Source organism: Prevotella sp. KH2C16 (assembly GCF_900113305.1).
In the GTDB taxonomy this organism is placed as follows: domain Bacteria; phylum Bacteroidota; class Bacteroidia; order Bacteroidales; family Bacteroidaceae; genus Prevotella.
The window spans coordinates 1-17,293 of the sequence record NZ_FOOW01000032.1 but is presented as its reverse complement, the minus strand read 5'-3'; the positions used below and the strand labels follow the sequence as shown (position 1 = coordinate 17,293).

The 17,293-nt window shown below is 44.9% G+C and carries 13 protein-coding genes and 1 pseudogene; 5 read left to right on the top strand and 9 right to left on the bottom strand.

Annotation, left to right across the window (positions count from 1 at the left end):
* Positions 1-285, top strand: a 285-nt coding sequence (locus BM114_RS13180; RefSeq protein WP_143089346.1) for a transposase, incomplete at its 5' end; no start/stop codon positions are given.
* 35 nt (positions 286-320) lie between these two features.
* Here BM114_RS13180 and BM114_RS13175 read toward each other — a convergent pair.
* The 9 genes from BM114_RS13175 to BM114_RS13135 all read right to left on the bottom strand — a co-directional run bounded on the left by BM114_RS13175 (position 321) and on the right by BM114_RS13135 (position 10,474).
* On the bottom strand, positions 321-1,139 hold the full coding sequence (locus BM114_RS13175; RefSeq protein WP_255406534.1) for a hypothetical protein: 819 nt from the start codon (positions 1,137-1,139) through the stop codon (positions 321-323).
* A gap of 13 nt (positions 1,140-1,152) precedes the next feature.
* On the bottom strand, positions 1,153-2,928 hold the full coding sequence (locus BM114_RS13170) for a type VI secretion system Vgr family protein (RefSeq protein ID WP_092114114.1): 1,776 nt from the start codon (positions 2,926-2,928) through the stop codon (positions 1,153-1,155).
* A 167-nt stretch (positions 2,929-3,095) separates the two neighbouring features.
* Positions 3,096-4,517, bottom strand: coding sequence for a plasmid recombination protein (locus BM114_RS13165; protein ID WP_092114111.1), 1,422 nt, complete (start codon positions 4,515-4,517; stop codon positions 3,096-3,098).
* Between the two features lie 259 nt (positions 4,518-4,776).
* A complete protein-coding gene (locus tag BM114_RS13160) occupies positions 4,777-5,496 on the bottom strand; it encodes a DUF6371 domain-containing protein (RefSeq protein WP_092114109.1) in 720 nt (239 codons plus the stop codon).
* A 27-nt stretch (positions 5,497-5,523) separates the two neighbouring features.
* Positions 5,524-6,504, bottom strand: coding sequence for an AAA family ATPase (locus BM114_RS13155; protein WP_092114107.1), 981 nt, complete (start codon positions 6,502-6,504; stop codon positions 5,524-5,526).
* Between the two features lies 1 nt (position 6,505).
* Complete coding sequence (locus BM114_RS13150; RefSeq protein ID WP_092114105.1) at positions 6,506-6,802, bottom strand: helix-turn-helix transcriptional regulator; 297 nt, start codon at positions 6,800-6,802, stop codon at positions 6,506-6,508.
* A gap of 197 nt (positions 6,803-6,999) precedes the next feature.
* Positions 7,000-7,833, bottom strand: a complete 834-nt coding sequence (locus BM114_RS13145) for a DUF6043 family protein (RefSeq protein WP_092114103.1) — start codon at positions 7,831-7,833, stop codon at positions 7,000-7,002.
* 5 nt (positions 7,834-7,838) lie between these two features.
* Complete coding sequence (locus tag BM114_RS13140) at positions 7,839-8,936, bottom strand: PDDEXK nuclease domain-containing protein (protein WP_092114101.1); 1,098 nt, start codon at positions 8,934-8,936, stop codon at positions 7,839-7,841.
* 59 nt (positions 8,937-8,995) lie between these two features.
* A complete protein-coding gene (locus BM114_RS13135) occupies positions 8,996-10,474 on the bottom strand; it encodes a tyrosine-type recombinase/integrase (protein WP_092114099.1) in 1,479 nt (492 codons plus the stop codon).
* 1,391 nt (positions 10,475-11,865) lie between these two features.
* Between BM114_RS13135 and BM114_RS13130 the strand changes: the two genes are divergently transcribed.
* The 4 genes and pseudogenes from BM114_RS13130 to BM114_RS13115 form a co-directional block, all read left to right on the top strand.
* Positions 11,866-12,393 carry an RNA polymerase sigma-70 factor gene (locus tag BM114_RS13130; RefSeq protein WP_092114097.1) on the top strand — a complete coding sequence of 176 codons (528 nt, stop codon included), beginning with the start codon at positions 11,866-11,868 and terminating at the stop codon, positions 12,391-12,393.
* 78 nt (positions 12,394-12,471) lie between these two features.
* Entirely contained in the window at positions 12,472-13,491 is a 1,020-nt protein-coding gene (locus BM114_RS13125; protein ID WP_092114095.1) for a FecR family protein, read from the top strand.
* Positions 13,492-13,696: 205 nt separating this feature from the next.
* Positions 13,697-16,996 (top strand): SusC/RagA family TonB-linked outer membrane protein, encoded by a 3,300-nt coding sequence (locus BM114_RS13120; RefSeq protein ID WP_255406531.1) that lies wholly within the window; start codon positions 13,697-13,699, stop codon positions 16,994-16,996.
* A gap of 70 nt (positions 16,997-17,066) precedes the next feature.
* Positions 17,067-17,293 (top strand): annotated as a pseudogene (locus tag BM114_RS13115) (IS982 family transposase); the annotation flags it as partial.

Sequence of the window (17,293 nt, the reverse complement as noted above, 5' to 3'; positions counted from 1 at the left end):
AGCCTAAGATGCATATTTAGTAGCAAGGATATTAATCGGACTGCAGCAAAGGATAAACTGCATGATTGGTATCAGAAGGTCTCAGCATGCACTTTGCGTGAAGTGAAGGCTGCAAGGGATGCTATCAAATACAAGGAGGAAGAAGTACTAAACTACTTCATCAACAGATCAACTAATGCTCATGCAGAATCTCTAAACTCAAAGTTGAAAGGCTTCAGAGCACAGCTCCGTGGAGTACAAGACCTGCCATTCTTCATGTATAGAACGACGATGATCTTTGGATAACAAAATGTTATTGCCACGGATATTTGCAACTGTGCCTAGTTCTCCCCTTCATTTAGCAGTACGTGAGAATAGAATTGTGCATTATATTCCGAAAAACTATATTGGATGGCAGGTTTAAAACGGTCATCATATTCTTTCCTAATATTTTCCAAATGTTTAACAGAATCAGGGATAGAGCTTTTCAAGTCATAGATAACCGCTTCAGGCGACTCTTTCTGTATATGGGGAGTAAGTGTCATAGGAAACTTCACCCCCTGAAACAACTGTGAGGAGAAATCTATATTATAAGGGGCCGTGTAATTGGGTTTATTAACGAGATAACCATCAAACAATAGCATAAATATCATTTTTCCATAAAATTCTGTCTTTAAAAGTTCCTCATTTGTAATAACCTTTTCTACGGACTCTATAAAAGCATTTACACTCTCCTTTGTATCGACAGAACGGAGGAAACTGTATCTGCCCACTAACTCCACCTTATAGTCATTCCATTTGCTTACTACTTCATCATGATTGACAATACCTGCAACTTTTCCTGTCTCCATATCAATATCAAAGACAGATTCACATTTCAACTTTTCCAAATCGACAATCATCTCCAAAGGCTGCTGATAACTTGGCGGATAGACGGAAACAAACTGTTCTATCAACTTGAAATAGGCATTCATGGCTGGACGCTTTATATTTTCAGCTCGTTCGAATTGATAATCCGACTTTATAGTAATAGTACAGGCAGGGATACCATTCAATTTTGTAATAATAGTCTGCTCACACCGATATTTATTCGTAGTCAGTCTAACGCTATTCCCTTCTAAACTATGTTCACGCACCTTTACCCAATACGACTTTTCCATATACAGCACAATATTAGTTGACTTTTACCGGAGCACCTTTCAAGAACACTTTGGGGCCTTCTATTGCAGTTTCTCCATTTACTTTGTTATGAGTTCCAATCACAGTGTTATTCTCACCTTCTATGATAATATTCTTACTATTGATTCGTACCTCTTCATTTTTTATTGTGATAGCGGTTCCTCCAACTCTAATAGTAATCTGTGCCTTTCCCGAAAGGTCTATATTTCCGTTACTATCCATTGTCAGAATACTCGCCCCACCTTTGCCTACAGAGGTTGTAGATTTAGAAGATGCATTGAGGCTGTAATTTCCTCCACCGTCGAAGTTCATGCTTACGCCTCCTTTGTCGTGCAGCGTAACACTGCCGTCGGAGTCGTCCAGCTTCAGCGAACTGCCGCTGCGCGTAGTGAGGCTCTTGCACTTGTTGCCCTCGCCTCCGCCTCCACCTGTTTTTCCGCTGAAGAGGCTCCCCATGACATAGGGTCTGTTCGGGTCTCCGTGGCGGAAGCCCACCAGCACATGGTCGCCCACCTCGGGGATGAACACGAAGCCGCGGTTCGTCCTCACGTCGTCGCTGCCTCCGCCGTCAGGAGTCATCACACGCAGCCAGTCAGTCCGCATGTCGTCCGTCTGCCATACCATGCGCACCTGCACGCGCCCCTTGCCGTCGGGGTCGGCATTGCTCACCACGACGCCCATCTGCGACTCGGCCACGGGCATCGGCACATCGGGCTGTGGCAGGGTCTGCACCGTCGAGGGAATGCCCCTGAAACGGTTGGAGTAATATCGGTCCTCGCTCACCGTATGCTCAATCTCGGTGATGATGAACTCTCCGATGCCGTCGGAGGACAGGCTGCCCACACGCTCCAGGAAGGAACTCGTCACGTCCACCACGCTGCCTACCGTGAGGCTCGCGTTCTCGCTCGTGCACTCCACATAATGTGAGGCGGCCGCCTGCCCCTGCTGTTTCCTGCGCACATAGTCCGTCAGTTCCTGGGGGTACAGGACACGGGACAGCGCATACTGGTGCGAGGGGGTCTTGAACATTTCCATGGAGGCGTCGAAAGCCTTGTGTCCCAGCAGGTCCTGCCCCGTGGAGATATCCGGCGTGGCCTCGCTGAACTCGTGGTCGGTGATCGACTTGTAGGAGAACACCCGTGAGGGGCGCGCCAGCGTCTGCACCCCGACGTCAAGTGACGAGAGGTCGGTGCCGAACTCCAGCCTTACGGGGCGGGGGAGGCTTGGCTTGCCGAAGACCAGGCGCAGGCCGTCATAGTACATCCACTCCCCATACTGTCGTGCCAGGCGGCGTATGAAAGTGAAGTCCGACTCTCCGTACTGGCACATGTAGCCCAATGGCCTCCCATACTCCGGGGACACCTGCGCGGTCACTCCGGCATCCGAGGCCAGCCGCGAGATGATGTCGCCTATCGTGAGACCGTTCCATGAGCGGCAGCCCGCCTCGTTCTCCAGCAGGTAGGTCATCGAACTGCCCTTGACCACGATGCAGCCGAAGTCGCTGTTCTGGCGTTGAAGGCTCACGTTCGTGACCACGCCCAGGAAAGTGGCCTTTTCAGGCGCGCCCGCCAGGACCGCCAGGGTCTTGCCAAGCCAGCCAGCACTGTCCTTAAGATTGTGTACATAGCGGTTGTATCCTGTTTCAAGGTCGATGACGAGCTCGAAGTTGTGGTGTTCTCCGATGCGCTGCACAAGGCGGAAGGACTTGAAGCAGGCAAGGCGGTGTCCGTCTATGCCGATGGAGATGTTATGTTCCTGCAAAATTCCCATTATATTCTTCTGTTGAAAATAAATGTCTTCTATATTGTCTGAACTTGCAAGGGAAGAGGAAGATAACGCAAATCCAACACTCTAATTGGTAGCAAATATAGGAAAAATCTGGAAATCAGCCAAGCAAAAAGCGGAAAAACAATGCTTTTTGCCCTCGAGCCATCCTCTTATAACCTTCTCCCGTGGCGTGGACTTGCTATTTTCTCCTCTTGGCTTTGTAACATTCTTTTGTATGTGGAAAAGTCATTTTCAACATTCTGCACCTCCTGCCTTCCCTTGGTGTATTCGTTTTCGGTGAGAAATGGCCGGGAAAGCGTTATCAGCGTATCGGCTGCCCCCCGCCTGTCAGAACCTACATCAAGGAAATCATTGACTGCACAGGCTTGCTCGTATGTAAACCGTCTGGCTATCGGCTTTTTGGCAAAGTCGATGACGGCTTTCAAAGCCTTGCGACATACAACATCCAACAACTCTATTGCCTTCTGAAAAGCGGATATAAGATTGGCCATGATGCAATTCTTCTGCGAGAGAGCTGCCTCATACGATTTCTTATCGTTTTGCGACTTCTTCAGCAAACTGTTGTAACTTTGCGTGAGCTTATTGTTTTCAACCAAACGCACCTCCGCTATCCGCCTTTCCCTTTCACAGACTTTCTCCAGTTCAGCCGTTCTCTCTGCCACTCCTTGTGCTATCTTCTCGGGCAGCAATGCCATCTGTTGTCTCATGGCCATGTTCTCGGCTTCCAACTGGGCATACTTGCCTTTGCCTGCAAGGTTGGCCAAGCCTGACAGGATGGCACTGCCGTTCTCCTGATTGGCTTTCATCTGTTTGTCGTGGATTTCCTTATTCAACTTTTCACAGGCGAGAACTTTCTGCTCGTTCTCTTTTGCCAGCTTCTCCGCTTGTTTCTTGCTTTCATCTAACTCGCGCTTCTGTTTGGCCACGATATAGTCATTCCGTTCCAGATGCCGCTTGCCCGTTTCCGACCTGGAAACGCCGCGCTCCATTTCCAACGCCTCGGCTGCCATGTCCTGCATGAGGCTGATGTCCTCGTTGTCCAGTTTGTAGGACTTACCCGTCTCGTGGTTCATCCAGTCCCAGATGACATGGGCGTGATAGTTAGGCTTCCATGTGAAATTGTCATTCGGATCAAGACAATGCCCCTCGTCACGATGGAGGTGTATCTGTATGGTCGTAATACCGAAACGCTGTCGGCAAAGGTCGGCGAAATGAAGCAGCTGTTCCATGGTGGTGTCTGCCTTGCACACCACGACGCCCTCACGCAAGGGAGTACAGCCGGCAATCTTGGTTACCTTGCCCGTCTTCTTGTTGATTCGCTCCCGTTCCTTGGTCTGCATGGCCCTGCCCGTCTTTCCCTTCACCATTCTGCCGATGGCATCGTAATACTGCCGCAAGGTCATACCGCCTTGCAGTTCCGATATCCACGATTGGTTCTTAGGTATCAGGTCTTTCCTGATATAAAGTTTCTCGGCATTGATGTGGTCAAGATACGCCTTTGTCCGTTGGTTGTGTGCCTCACTTTGTCCGATATTGCAGGGCTTGATGTGTACCGATGTCATTTGTGCCATAATAAAAGGGAATTAAATGATTGTTGTTTTTTCTTTTCATAGGGTTCTTAGGGAGGCTCCCTAAGCGGAGAGTCCAGAGAGAGGGTCACGCTCTGGTCAGGGGTCTTGGGGGCAGATGCCACCGAGTGGAGGGTGCAGGGGGAGAGTCATCCCCGCCGGTTCTCCAAGGCTGGCCTTGGACCCACAACTACGAAAGTGCAGCGTGTAGTTATAGTGGGCTATAACAAGGGCAGAGCCCTGTTCATCCCTCCCCCCGAGTTCAAGGACTGCCACGACCTCTTATTGTATCGATAAGGTATCGGTTAATGTCCCGATTGACAAAACCACAGTCCACCTTGAATTGCTTACCAAACTGCTCCGTCCAATAATCACAACTCATATCATCAGGGAAAAGAACAACTCGCCTGCCAGCCAGTTTACTCATCATGCCTTTGGTGAGATTGCTGCCCTCGCCAACCGCCAGCCAGTCAACGGTGGGTTCCGCCAGCGTACCCAGCAAGGCCGTCTTTTCTTCCTGCACAATGGCGACAGGCTTGTTTGAAAGTAGATGCTCGCCAAAGAATACCTCACTATCGACATAATAGCTAAAGCAATACCAGCTGTAAAGATGCTCCACCAAAGCCTCTCTTTGCAGGACTGCCCCACTGCCTGTATCAAAGTACAGTACGCTTCCACCAACAACCTTGTCATTTCGGCTGATTCTGGGTAGCACCGTTCCATGGTGCCCGTTCACTTGTTTAGTAACAGCACCCAGATGAAACTGCATGATAAGGTCGTCAATGGTAGACAACATCTTGGGATTATATCCCACCGCCTTATCCAGATAATCCGTAAGGGAGGAATAATGGCATCCTATATCCTGCTTAGGAATGCCTGTCAACATCCGATCATTGGGCGCAGCCTTGCTCGCCGACATTCCCTTCAAGTCCTGATTTTCCATGTCTGCTATGCGTTTTATGCAGTTTATGCACTTATGCATATTGCATAAACTGCATAAAGTGAATAATCAGCCGTTCAGAAGCCTTGACACCTTGCTCTGGGTGATACCGCATTCCCTGGCTATGTCCTGCTGCTTCATGCCCTGCGAGGACAATTCCCTGACCCTTGATTTCAGCTCCTCACGCCCGCTGGTAGATGTCGTTTCCAGATGAGTGGCCTCCGTGTCATAGCCACGAAAGGTAAAGGAAAGATTGCCGTTCTTGTTCTTGGTCCGCTCATACAGAGCCACATTGTCGGCATCGAGCACAACTTCGCCGTTGCGCCACTTGCACTGCTTCACATAGACCATAGACTTGTCACGGCTTGACTGCCCCAGTCCCACAGCATCGTCTATGAGCTGATTGAGTTTGGCGGAGCCCTGAATAGCCGATAGGGAAAGCGGCACGGCACCCGAAAACATCTTGGGAACATGATTAAGAACTATCAGAGTCCAATTGTATTTCTTTTTGAGGGCATTGAGCGATGCCATAAGTGAGCCCGCATCGGCACCTTTGTCAAGCGACTGACTAAGGGCGGTAATGTTGTCGATGAACACCACCTCAGCCAGATTTGCCACGGCTGCCGTTTCTATTCCCTTCAGTACGTCATCGGTGAGATGGTCCCCGTCCATCTCCGCACGAAAGAACGTGGGAGGGAAATCTGGGGATTCATAACGGAGAGACAGCTGTCGCAACGTCATCTCGAAGTCAGCGTACAGCACCCGCTTTCCCCTTGCCGCAATATCCCTTGCCACCTGCATGGCAAAAATGGTCTTGCCGATCCCCGACTGTCCGAAGATGATGCAAAGGTCACCTTCGAGGACAATATTGGGATAGAGTACCACAAGAGGAGGAAGCGACTTGCCTTTTCTTACACATTCACTCATGGAAGATACATGAAAGCCACCAGCATCAATGGCTCCCTGTTCTTGTAACTGCTGAAAAGAGGAAAGAATATAATCCACCTCTGACGGTTGGGGGATGTTCTTGCTAAGTTCTGCTATGTTCATACTACCTGCTTACAGAATCAGAAGAAAGTCCATTTGCTATCAGTGCATTCACCTCCTGTTTAGAATACAGGTTGCGCCTGCCAATCTTATGGACATGAATGTCGCCACGCTTCTCCATGCGCCACAGCGTGGTATAGGTGATGTGCAGGCGAGCGCACAGCTCGTCACGGGTTAGATACTCGGTGGATTCTGCCGGAGTTGATTCTTTCAGCAGATTCTTACCCACCATTGTTTCCAATACTTCTGCAATGACCTCCTTGAGGTCTTCCTTTTGCAGCATGATGAAATTTCCTTGCATGTCTCTTTGTTTTAAAAGTTTGCTGCAAAAGTATCATGCGATTACATGGCATCATGCCCATATAGCTACCATGTGGTAGCTATATGGGCATGGGCGCATTTCCTCCAATGGAACGGAATGCTTGTATAGTAAGAGGAATGAAAAAGCCCATGCAAGGCAGACTTACATGGGCATTGATTCTCTAAGATTACCTCATTTTAGTGGAATATCGTTTCCACGATTTCATGGCCGGTGGGCAGCTTGCCCGTCTTGTTGGTATAGGTGTTCTTGTAATTGGCCAGCCCGGAAACACCGAACAGGGCTTCAAAAGGTTTCCAATATGTTTTCTTCTTGCCGTCTTGCTCCGCCCGCGAGAGATTCAGATACTCGCTGGCGCAGTCTGCGAAGTAGGCCAGAAGACTCTTGGTCTTTAGCCATTGATATTCACAATCGCACAGACCCAACGAAATAGCCTTGTCAAGAATCCGTCGGGCTGCTTCCGTTTGAAGTTCGGCTGGGATTAGTTTAACTTTTCTTTCTGTTACTGCGCCATCTTCGTCATCTTCCGAAATTTCAACGCCAAAAAATCTGTCCCAATCATGCTGTGTCTTAATTCCATTCAGAATACTTGTGCCAACTAATTGCTGCTTCAAATCAGAAAAACCATTCAGTTCTATCCTTTCTTTGGCTTCACTTGCCTTGATGATAACCTTTGAAACAAGCGTCTCATACAGATTGCCACAGACGAGCCAGTATTTCAGCGTCTTCCGGACCCTGTCCGGACTGGCGAAGCTCATGTTGCCCTCGCTCATAAGGAATGTTATCGCTGCTGCGAGGGTATCGCCGACCCGTGTGTAATTGTTAGAGAACAAGAAAGGATAGCCCTGCTGGCTCACAATATATTCAAGTTTCAAGGACTTTGCTGTATAGGCATACAGGTGCATCACCGCTTCAAACGACTGCTTCTTCAAGTCGTTGATGATGCGGTCTGCCGTTATCTTGCTGGCTTGATACCAATATAGTAACTGATCTGTGTATTTTGAGCCAGTCATAGGTATTACTTATTTTCTTTAAGTTCATTCTCAATGTCTTCAATTGATGGGAGTGAACTCTTGAAATTTTCAGGAAACACTTTTGATAATTCATATTCAGATATTCCAAGTGGTTGTGTGTACCCCTCAAGTGCATAGCGAGCCACAATATCATTCTTGTTTTTACAAACTAACAAACCTATCGTTGGGTTATCGCCTTTCCCTTTGAGTATATGATTAGCAAATGATACATAACCACTAAGTTGCCCCAAGAATGATGTCTCAAAAACTGTTGTCTTTACTTCTACGATGACATAAGAATGGATTTTTGTATTATAGAAAAGCATGTCAGCAAAGAACTCGTCATGGTCAACTTCCATTCTGAATTCCCTTCCCATATAGGCAAATCCATTTCCCATCTCTAACAAAAACTTCTCTATGTTCTTGATAAGAGCATCTTTTAGCTCTTTTTCCCTGTAGGGCTCCGTGAGACCGACAAAGTCAAAATTGTATGGATCTTTAGTAATCTCTTGGGCCAAATCACTTGTGACGGATGGTAATGTTGCACTGAAGTTGGTAATGGCCTTACCCTCTCGTTCATAAAGATTGGTATCCAGAAAATTCAACAACACACTTCTCGACCAGCAATGCTTGAGAGTCTGCTGAACAAAGAATAAGGCTTTGTCTGTAGAATTACACTTTTGCAAGATATAAACATGGTGTCCCCATGGAATAGACAAGAAGTCATCGAATGATATTTTGCCTTGACTTTGCGAAACAACTTGTTTCGTATTCTCTGAACTTAGCGAAACAGCTTGTTTCGTAATCGAGAAATCCTTTTTATAGAATCTGTACCATTTAAGGATGTTCTGGAGATTTCTGATGGAGAAAGCTCTTATTTCGGGTAAAGCATCGCCTAAATCTAAACTGAGGTTCTTGAAAAAGCCAGACCCATATTTGCTGTCAGCTTTCTTAGAATCCATGTCCGCTCCCAGATTCCAGTAGAATAGCAACATTTCACTATTCACCCTGACAGAAGCTTTGATTTGACTCTGCTTAAATCTATTGCTCAGAGTTTTTATCCAAGCTGCATACTCCTTGTCCGTTTTGATTAGTTTGCTCACGATCTAATATTTTGTCGGTAAAGTTACTAATTTTTTGTTGTCTAACAAAAAAGAATATCCTATATTGATGACAATAAGTCTTCTCGTTCCTTCTTGCTCATGGATTTCAGAAGTTCCAATAGTTCTTTCTTGCCAGAAGCCATAGGCATCTTCTCTTCATGCAGCAGGTACCAGTTATATTCTAACATTTTCTCCAAAGGATAAGCGCCTATATAATTAGAGGTGATGTCTCCATTGCTGCTATGTCCCATGCTGTCGCTGATGTACTTATATGGAACTTTGCCAGAATTGTTCAGATTAGTAGCGAAACTATGCCTTGCCCATGTTGATGTGGGCTTTTGTTCCATTCCCAAGAGGGTAGCTACCTTATTCATGTGAATACCGATATACTTGTTATAACGCTGAATCAACCATAATTCCTTTTCAGGAAGAAGCAGTCTTGGCATAATTGGGAAAACACGTCTTCCTAATTTGGGCTCATTGCCATGTCTGTCAATTATCTTCTTTAGTTCAGGAGTTATGGGGAAAATCACTTCACTTGCACTCTCATTTCGGTCATGTGTCTTCTGACGGAAGAAACGCAGTTGTTTGCCATGTGTAGAGAAGTACCATTCATCATATTCCAATCGTAATGTGTCGGCAAGATTCTGCCCATCACCGAGGTACATAAACAGGAATAAACCGAGGTCACGAAAGATAGCCTCTTTTTCATGCGAATAAAAAATTTCTTTTCCATTCTCCCCTTTAGCTTCTCCTTTCTCCCAGAAGTTGTAAAGTTGGTGCATCGTAGTAACGTCTAGAAACTCATGTTTGCGGCTGTTAGATTTGTTATAGCCTGTATCTTTGAACATTTCTCGTGTATCACCTTTTATTAGTCCTTCATCTATGCAGGCTTTCACAATGGCTCGGAATGTACGCAGGCTGATTCCAATAGTTGTCGTGCTTAGTCCACGCTTCTTCATGACCGTTGCCCATTTCTGAATAAATGACCTGTCTATGTCTCCAAAGGTAACATTCGTCCCCATTTCCTTGACAAAACGTCTCTTCACATCCGTGTTAGTTCGTGCAGTACCTAATTTGTCAATTTTCCTATCTTCAATATACTTATCCCATACAGTATAGATTGTTCTTTCTTCGGGTGTGATACCACTAAATCTCTCTTGCAATCTTTTGAGAGTGAACGCACTTTCTTCTATCAGCAAATTAACAAGTCGTTCAACCTTGTGCAAATGAGACCTTAGTTCTACCCGCTCGTTTGCATTTTTGTTTCTTCCTAACCGCTCTATTTCACACAAAGCTTTCCATTCTGACAAAACAAAAGTCTTACCAATTCGTAAATATATCTTCTTGCCATTATATTGAACGCGGATGGCAACAGGCAGAATTTCCGATTCATCACCAGATGCTCTTCGAGGATCTATCATAAGTGTTCCCGTTACGCTGCCATTGGAAGAAACAAACTTTGCAAGTGTTGTTTCTCCTCGATCCCTATACTGTCTGTTGGACGAAATGTCCGATTCGGTGAACTTTCTACTCATATTACAAATCACAAAACCCTTTATTTATGGTGGATTAAGAATGAAATCGGTGAACTTTTGGTGAACTTTGCTACCTAAATTCTGTGCAAATTTAAGTAATTTCATAGAATCTACAAAATATTTAAGTACTTAATATTCAGTTATTTATAAATATTAAGCAAACTGGAGAAATGTATTAGATATGATTCATAATCCGGAGGTCGTGGGTTCGGGTCCCACCCCCGCTACAGAGAATGGTTAGTAAATATTAGATTATCAGCCATTCCTTTGTTTTACTAGAGGCGCAAATCGGACGCAAATCATAGCATAAGGCTGAAACATGTAGTGATATGAAAACACCTATTACATAAAACACTTGATAATAATTATTTGGATATTTATTCTTGCATTTGTTTTCCTTTGTTTTAGGGTGCAGAAAGTAGGTTAATTATCTGCCGGTGAACTTTTTTATGGAAAAGTTATATTATTGAGCCTTATGAAATATTGAAGTTTTCTATAATTTCTGATTATTTAAGATTCTGTGATGCTTTTTTGGTTGGAGACTCAAGTCCGGCAAAGTTTGTGTGGCTATGCCTTAAATTCAATTAAGGTGTGTTTGTGGTTTTCTCAAGGATTAGCATTGCTTTAGTCATATGCTCAGCTTAGAGATTTTGCCATAGCGTTCTCTTTCTCTAAATTGTCCTTCCATGAGCTAGCCCGTTAATTCACGGTTTTTCTTCTTGAAAGGCACCAAAACTAAGTAAGATAATAAACTTCTATATAAACTGATTCCAAATTTTGTTCTTTCCGATTAGAAATGCATGGTTTTTCCACACGGGGCAATAGTATGATTAAATATAAATGTTAATATGAATATGAGAAATTTATTGCTTTACCAATGTAGCAGAAAGAATTTTTAATCTGGTGAGCATAATATCGTAAAAATTCATTGGCTGGTGTAAAAAAAATATATAAATTCGCAAAAATGTCTGGCGAGTTTTATTAGCAACGAGCTGAATATGCTGCAAGAAATTGTGGCTATTACGAGTTAATTAATCAAAACCTATGAACAAGAGAATTTTAATATTATTACTCTTGCCGGTTGTTCATAATGTATTTAGCCAAGGACTCATGTTCAATACTCTACAGGTATTACAATTGAAATTTGTTCATCCAATTGTTTTTCCCAAATAAGTTTTGAATAGTTTCCTTGTTACCATTATCAAAAGTATCAGATTAACAAAAACAGGCTTGGCCTTACCAGACAAAAAGACTTAATAAAACCTTTTTATCTTGTTTTTATTAATATTAAACTTAGGTTAGAAAGTTTTTCATAGTAAAAAAGTTTTTTTTCTTAGTTCTTTTCATTAATTTTGTGGTATTTAATATACCACTAAATCTTGTAACCATCTATGCTGGATAGAGGAGATCAGAAGCTGGTTATGGCTATCAGTCAGGGCGACAGGAAGGCATTCAACAAGTTTTTCGCAGCCTATTACCCGAAGATTCTTTCGTTTGTGAGAACTATCACAAAAAATGATTTTCTGGCTGATACTGTTGTGCAGGATCTCTTTGTGCATATTTGGATGCGTCGTTCACAGCTTACCCAGGTACACGCATTAGACTCCTATCTTTTTGCCAGTGCGCGCAATATAGCCCTTAATCTGCTGAAGAGTCAGTTGCATGCCGGCACGATGGTAGACCTTGATGACCGCACGGCCAGTACGAATGTTACAGAAGAAGACATTGCCTTTCAGGAGCTTCGTGAACATGTGTTGGAGCGCATATCGCACATGTCTCCCCAACGGCAGAGAGTGTTCTATATGAGCCGCATTCAAGGTCGGTCGAATGAGGAGATTGCCAAAGAGCTGGGCATCAGCATTCGTACTGTGGAGACTCATATCTATGGAGCACTAAAAGAACTCCGGGCATGGAGATAATCATCAATCTAAATTTTATATATATTTAACTAAGTAGTAAGACAATTTTACTATGTCTTCCTAATAAAACTCTTATTCTTGGAAAATCGTAATATACAAAGTGCTCTTAGGCGCTACTTCACAGAGACACTACCCGCTGAGCTACAGCGCATAACGGCTCTCTTCTTGGCTACCGATGATAGTGCCAAGGAAGAAACGGAAGCTGCCCTGCAAGATTTGTGGGTACAAACTGATGGGCGTGATGTTACTGCCAAAGAAGTGCAAGATGCCCTTGCCATAGTCAATCACCGTATAGACAGTATGGATAAGCAAGGCCTCCGCAGGCGTCCTACGCACATGTTGTTGCGTTGGGCAGCCATGTTGGCTATACCTATACTAATGGCTGTCGGGGGATGGCTGGCCGCTTCGCGATACGAGGCTAATGCTTGGGCTATGCAACAATGCTATGTACCTGATGGAACTATTAGGTCGTTGATGCTTTCTGATGGTACCCGCGTGGTGCTGGGGGGAGGCTCTTCGATTATATATCCTAAGACATTCAGCCATTGGATCGACCGGCAAGTATATATCTCAGGAGAGGTTCACTTCGATGTCCAACATGATGTTCGTCGTCCTTTTAGGGTAAATGTGGGTAATCTGAGCGTGAAGGTTCTGGGAACCCACTTCAATGTGCGGGCCTACCCAGAAGATTCATTAGTAACTACATCACTTGAGCAAGGTCGTGTAGAAGTGGGCGATGGTCATAGTGCGCTAATCCTACTTCCTAATGAACAGGCCGTCTATGACCGTGGAGCACATACCTTAATGCGTCAGCCAGTAAATGCTCAAGCTGCCATGAGCTGGGTTACAGGTCGCCTGTATTTTGATGACCAGCCCTTGCAGACAGTGCTCACTCAACTCCGGCACAGGTATGATGTGCGATTCCGTGTAGATCCCATGGTAAATCAAGAAAGGCGCTTTACCATGCGCTTTAACAGCAATGAGAACCTTGACAATATACTCCATGTGATAACAGGGATAGCCTCTGACATTAGCTGCCAGCGACAGGGCAATGTTATACATATCTCTGCACGGGGCAGGAAGAACCAAGAACTGTAGTCAATAAGCGACCATTCGTCTACCTTATACCTTAATATATACGAGCGTTTGGTGGGCATAATAATAAATATTATTAAATCTGTTCAATATGACTCCATTCTTAAAAAGATCAATCTATTACCCTGTCTGCAACCACCGGGTGATCATACTTTGTATGATGTTGTTCGTAGGAGTTGCAGCATTTGCCCAAGATCAAATTGTAAAATTGTCGAAAGAGAATACTGTAGGCTCTATCATCCGTGCCATTGAGCAGCAGACAAACCTTTCGGTAGACTACAGTACCAACGATTTGGACCCGAGTGCCAATGTTCGTGTGTCCAGTAAGACAATCCGTCTATCTACCTTGTTGAATGAGATGCTGGAGAACCGTAACCTGTCCTATCGTATCTACAACAAGCACATCATCATTTCTCCCCTCGTCCAGAAGAGGGACGCATCAACCACTTCACCTCACCCCACGGAACTTGTGCATGAACTAACAGGACAGGTTGTGGATGGCAGGGGGGAATCTGTCATCGGTGCCGCAGTACGGGTAGTGGGTGCCCAAGGTGGTACCATTACCAATGTAAACGGAAAGTTCAGTATTCAGGTAACCCCCAAATCCATACTCGAGATATCTTACATAGGATACGCAACGCAGCATGTGCATGTAGGACAGATGTCTACCATCAATGTAGTAATGAGTGAAGACCAACATTTGTTGGACGAGGTCGTCGTTGTGGGATATGGAACCCAGCGCAAAATAGACCTCACCGGTTCTGTATCCTCCATAGGTTCTAAGGAGCTCATGAAAGCTCCCCTTCAGAATGTGAGCAACCTGCTTACTGGTAAGCTCTCGGGCCTGACCAGCATCCAGACCACAGGCAAGCCTGGTGTCGATGGTACTGCGCTCTATGTGCGGGGTATCAACAGCTTCGGAGGGGGAGGTCCGATAGTCATTATCGACGGAGTCCCGGGAACCATGGACTACATGAATCCGAATGATATAGAGAGTATCTCTATCCTAAAGGATGCTGCCGCTTCTATCTACGGTGTTCAAGGAGCCAACGGTGTGATACTCATTACCACCAAGTCGGGCAATCGTAACACCTCTGAGATTAATTACACAGGGTCTTATACATTTACCCATAACACTGCCATGCCTGAGTTTCTGGATGCAAAAGACTATATGTACTGGAACAACAAAGCTCGCCAAATGGACGGACTTACTCCTCTATGGACAGCCGACATCCAAAATAAAGTGTGCAGCAACGACCCTAATAGTATCTATGGCGAAACTGATTGGCTGAAAAAAATATTCCATACTGGTAGTACTCAACAGCACAACATTTCGGCATCAGGTACCACCAGGCGTATTCGCTACTACACTTCCTTAGGTTATATGGATCAGCAGGGAACCCTGCGCAATACCGCCTTTACCCGTTTTAATGTCCGAACGAACCTTGATATACAGGTAGCAAAGAACCTGAGGTTTATTTCCAATATCTCTGGATTTAAATCTCAGCGGGACTGGCCAGGCACTTCTATAGACAATCAGTCAGAATTCAACCCTATCAAACAAGCTACAGAAACCATCCCGATTATCAAGTCTGAATACCAAGGGCTACCTACTGCCTACCAACGTGGTTCGTACTATGTTAACGGCTATGCTGCCTTGTATAATTCAGGATACAAGAAAGAGAAACGATGGACTTTTGATTCTAACTACAAATTGGAATACGACTTCTCAGGTCTGACTGATGTTTTGAAAGGATTAAAGCTTTCTGTATTTGGCGCTTACAATTATGGGCATACTACAGATGCCAATTTCGACAACTATTATCAACTCTACTACTTGACATCGAACCTCGAAGAAGGTGTTGGAGGAGCCAGTGGATATACTGAGGGAGGCTCCTTCACAAAGGCTTCCTCATGGAGTGAGAATTGGTTGTTGAGACCTCAATTGGAGTATGTGCGCGACTTCGGACAGCACCATGTAGGCTTGCTGTTCCTCTATGAGAAACAACTGTCTAAATCGAGCACAATGTCTGGTTTCAAACGCAAGTTCCATAGTACTGAACCGGTGGACATCTCACTGGGAACGGAATTCCCAGAGCTGCCGGTTGCAGGCGAACACTCTCGTTCAGGCCAGGCCTCATGGGTTGGCCGGTTGAACTATTCATTCGCTAATAAATACCTCTTTGAGTTCACCTTTAGGGAAGACGGGTCATATGTTTTTGCTCCAGAGAATCGATGGGGATTCTTCCCCTCGGTCTCTGCAGGATGGGTTGTGTCTCAGGAAAAATTCTTCCAGAAATTGTTACCTGTAGTAGACTATTTTAAGATTCGTGCCAGTTACGGCTCTTCAGGCAAGGATAATGTAAGTCCATTCCTCTATAATAGCAACTTTGGAGTGGCTAATAACAGCATGGTTTTAGGAAGTTCTGCCATTGCACAATTCTATACAACCAATCCTTATGTGTACCGTAACCTCACATGGTCGACCACGCACAGCTTCAACTTAGGTTTTGATGTAGATTTATGGAACCAGAAACTCGGCATAGAGCTTGACCTTTTCTATCAGCTCACCAGCAATATTCTTGAAAGCCGGAGTGGCAACTATCCACCCTCTTTAGGTGGCTATTATCCTTCCTATCAGAATTCGGGCAAAGTGGACAACCGAGGCTTCGAGCTCACGATTACACATCATAACCGCCTCGGCAAGGATTTTTCCTATATGGTGAAAGGCATGTTCTCTTTCGCCCGAAACAAGGTTCTGCGTGAGGCTTTGACCGATAATTATCCCAACTATCGTGCCATTTTGGGTCATTCACTCAATGCCCAATACGGTTTCAAAGCTTTGGGACTATTTCAGACTCAAGAGCAAATAGATAATTATCCGGCTGCCCCGTCAGGTATGATACGCTTAGGTGATATCATGTATGCTGATATTAATGGTGATGGAGTCATCAACTCGCGTTACGACTATGTGAAAATCGGCTATGGAACATTGCCAGAGATAAACTATTCCTTCAATGTTGATGTGAACTACAAAGACTTCTATCTGACCATGTTATGGCAGGGTGTTGATCACTGTGATTATGAATTGTCTGGAGTATACGACACGGGTGTAACAGCAACGACTGTCTACACCTCTACCTTCGAAGATAACCGCAACTCTCCTTGCTATCTGGTTGAGGGGGCATGGACTCCAGAAAATACCAATGCCAAGTATCCACGCCTGTCCACTGTACCCAATGGCAACAATGCTTGGAGGTCAACTTGGTGGACAGTTAATGGCCAGTATCTTCGCTTAAAAGCTTTGAACATAGGTTATAATGTGCCTGTCAAGTTCTTGAAAAGCACTCCATTCTCTCGTCTGAGCATCTATTTGGCTGGCAGCAACTTGCTCACCTTCTCACACTTCAAGTATGTTGACCCGGAAAGTCCGTCGGTCAGCAACGGTTATTATCCGCAGCAGCGTACTTATAGTATACGCGAGTTCGGGATAAGAAAAGCATTATAAAAGTTGGTAATCTCGCCAATATTTTGTACCTTTATAGGTGAAAATCAACAAGTTACAAAACAACCAAGCGATGATTACCAAGGACAAAGTTACAGAAATTTTCTGTATTATCGATGAGTTTGACAAGAATTTGAATGCAGAACTGGCCCAAAACCTCCCATTGCCCTCTCATGATGGCGATGGGAAGCGCTACCGTAACCGCAAGGGCAGGCTATCCGAGAGTGAGATTATGACAATCTTGGTATGCTACCATTTCGGTACTTACAGAAACTTCAAGGAGTACTACCTCTGCTGTAT

Bases quoted from the DNA above. Each gene is read 5' to 3' on its own strand.
- BM114_RS13150 (WP_092114105.1), bottom strand. From the start codon at position 6,802: ATGCAAGGAAATTTCATCATGCTGCAAAAGGAAGACCTCAAGGAGGTC.
- BM114_RS13135 (WP_092114099.1), bottom strand. From the start codon at position 10,474: ATGAGTAGAAAGTTCACCGAATCGGACATTTCGTCCAACAGACAGTAT.
- BM114_RS13155 (WP_092114107.1), bottom strand. From the start codon at position 6,504: ATGAACATAGCAGAACTTAGCAAGAACATCCCCCAACCGTCAGAGGTG.
- BM114_RS13130 (WP_092114097.1), top strand. From the start codon at position 11,866: ATGCTGGATAGAGGAGATCAGAAGCTGGTTATGGCTATCAGTCAGGGC.
- BM114_RS13175 (WP_255406534.1), bottom strand. From the start codon at position 1,139: ATGGAAAAGTCGTATTGGGTAAAGGTGCGTGAACATAGTTTAGAAGGG.
- BM114_RS13165 (WP_092114111.1), bottom strand. From the start codon at position 4,517: ATGGCACAAATGACATCGGTACACATCAAGCCCTGCAATATCGGACAA.
- BM114_RS13170 (WP_092114114.1), bottom strand. From the start codon at position 2,928: ATGGGAATTTTGCAGGAACATAACATCTCCATCGGCATAGACGGACAC.
- BM114_RS13145 (WP_092114103.1), bottom strand. From the start codon at position 7,833: ATGACTGGCTCAAAATACACAGATCAGTTACTATATTGGTATCAAGCC.
- BM114_RS13160 (WP_092114109.1), bottom strand. From the start codon at position 5,496: ATGCATAAGTGCATAAACTGCATAAAACGCATAGCAGACATGGAAAAT.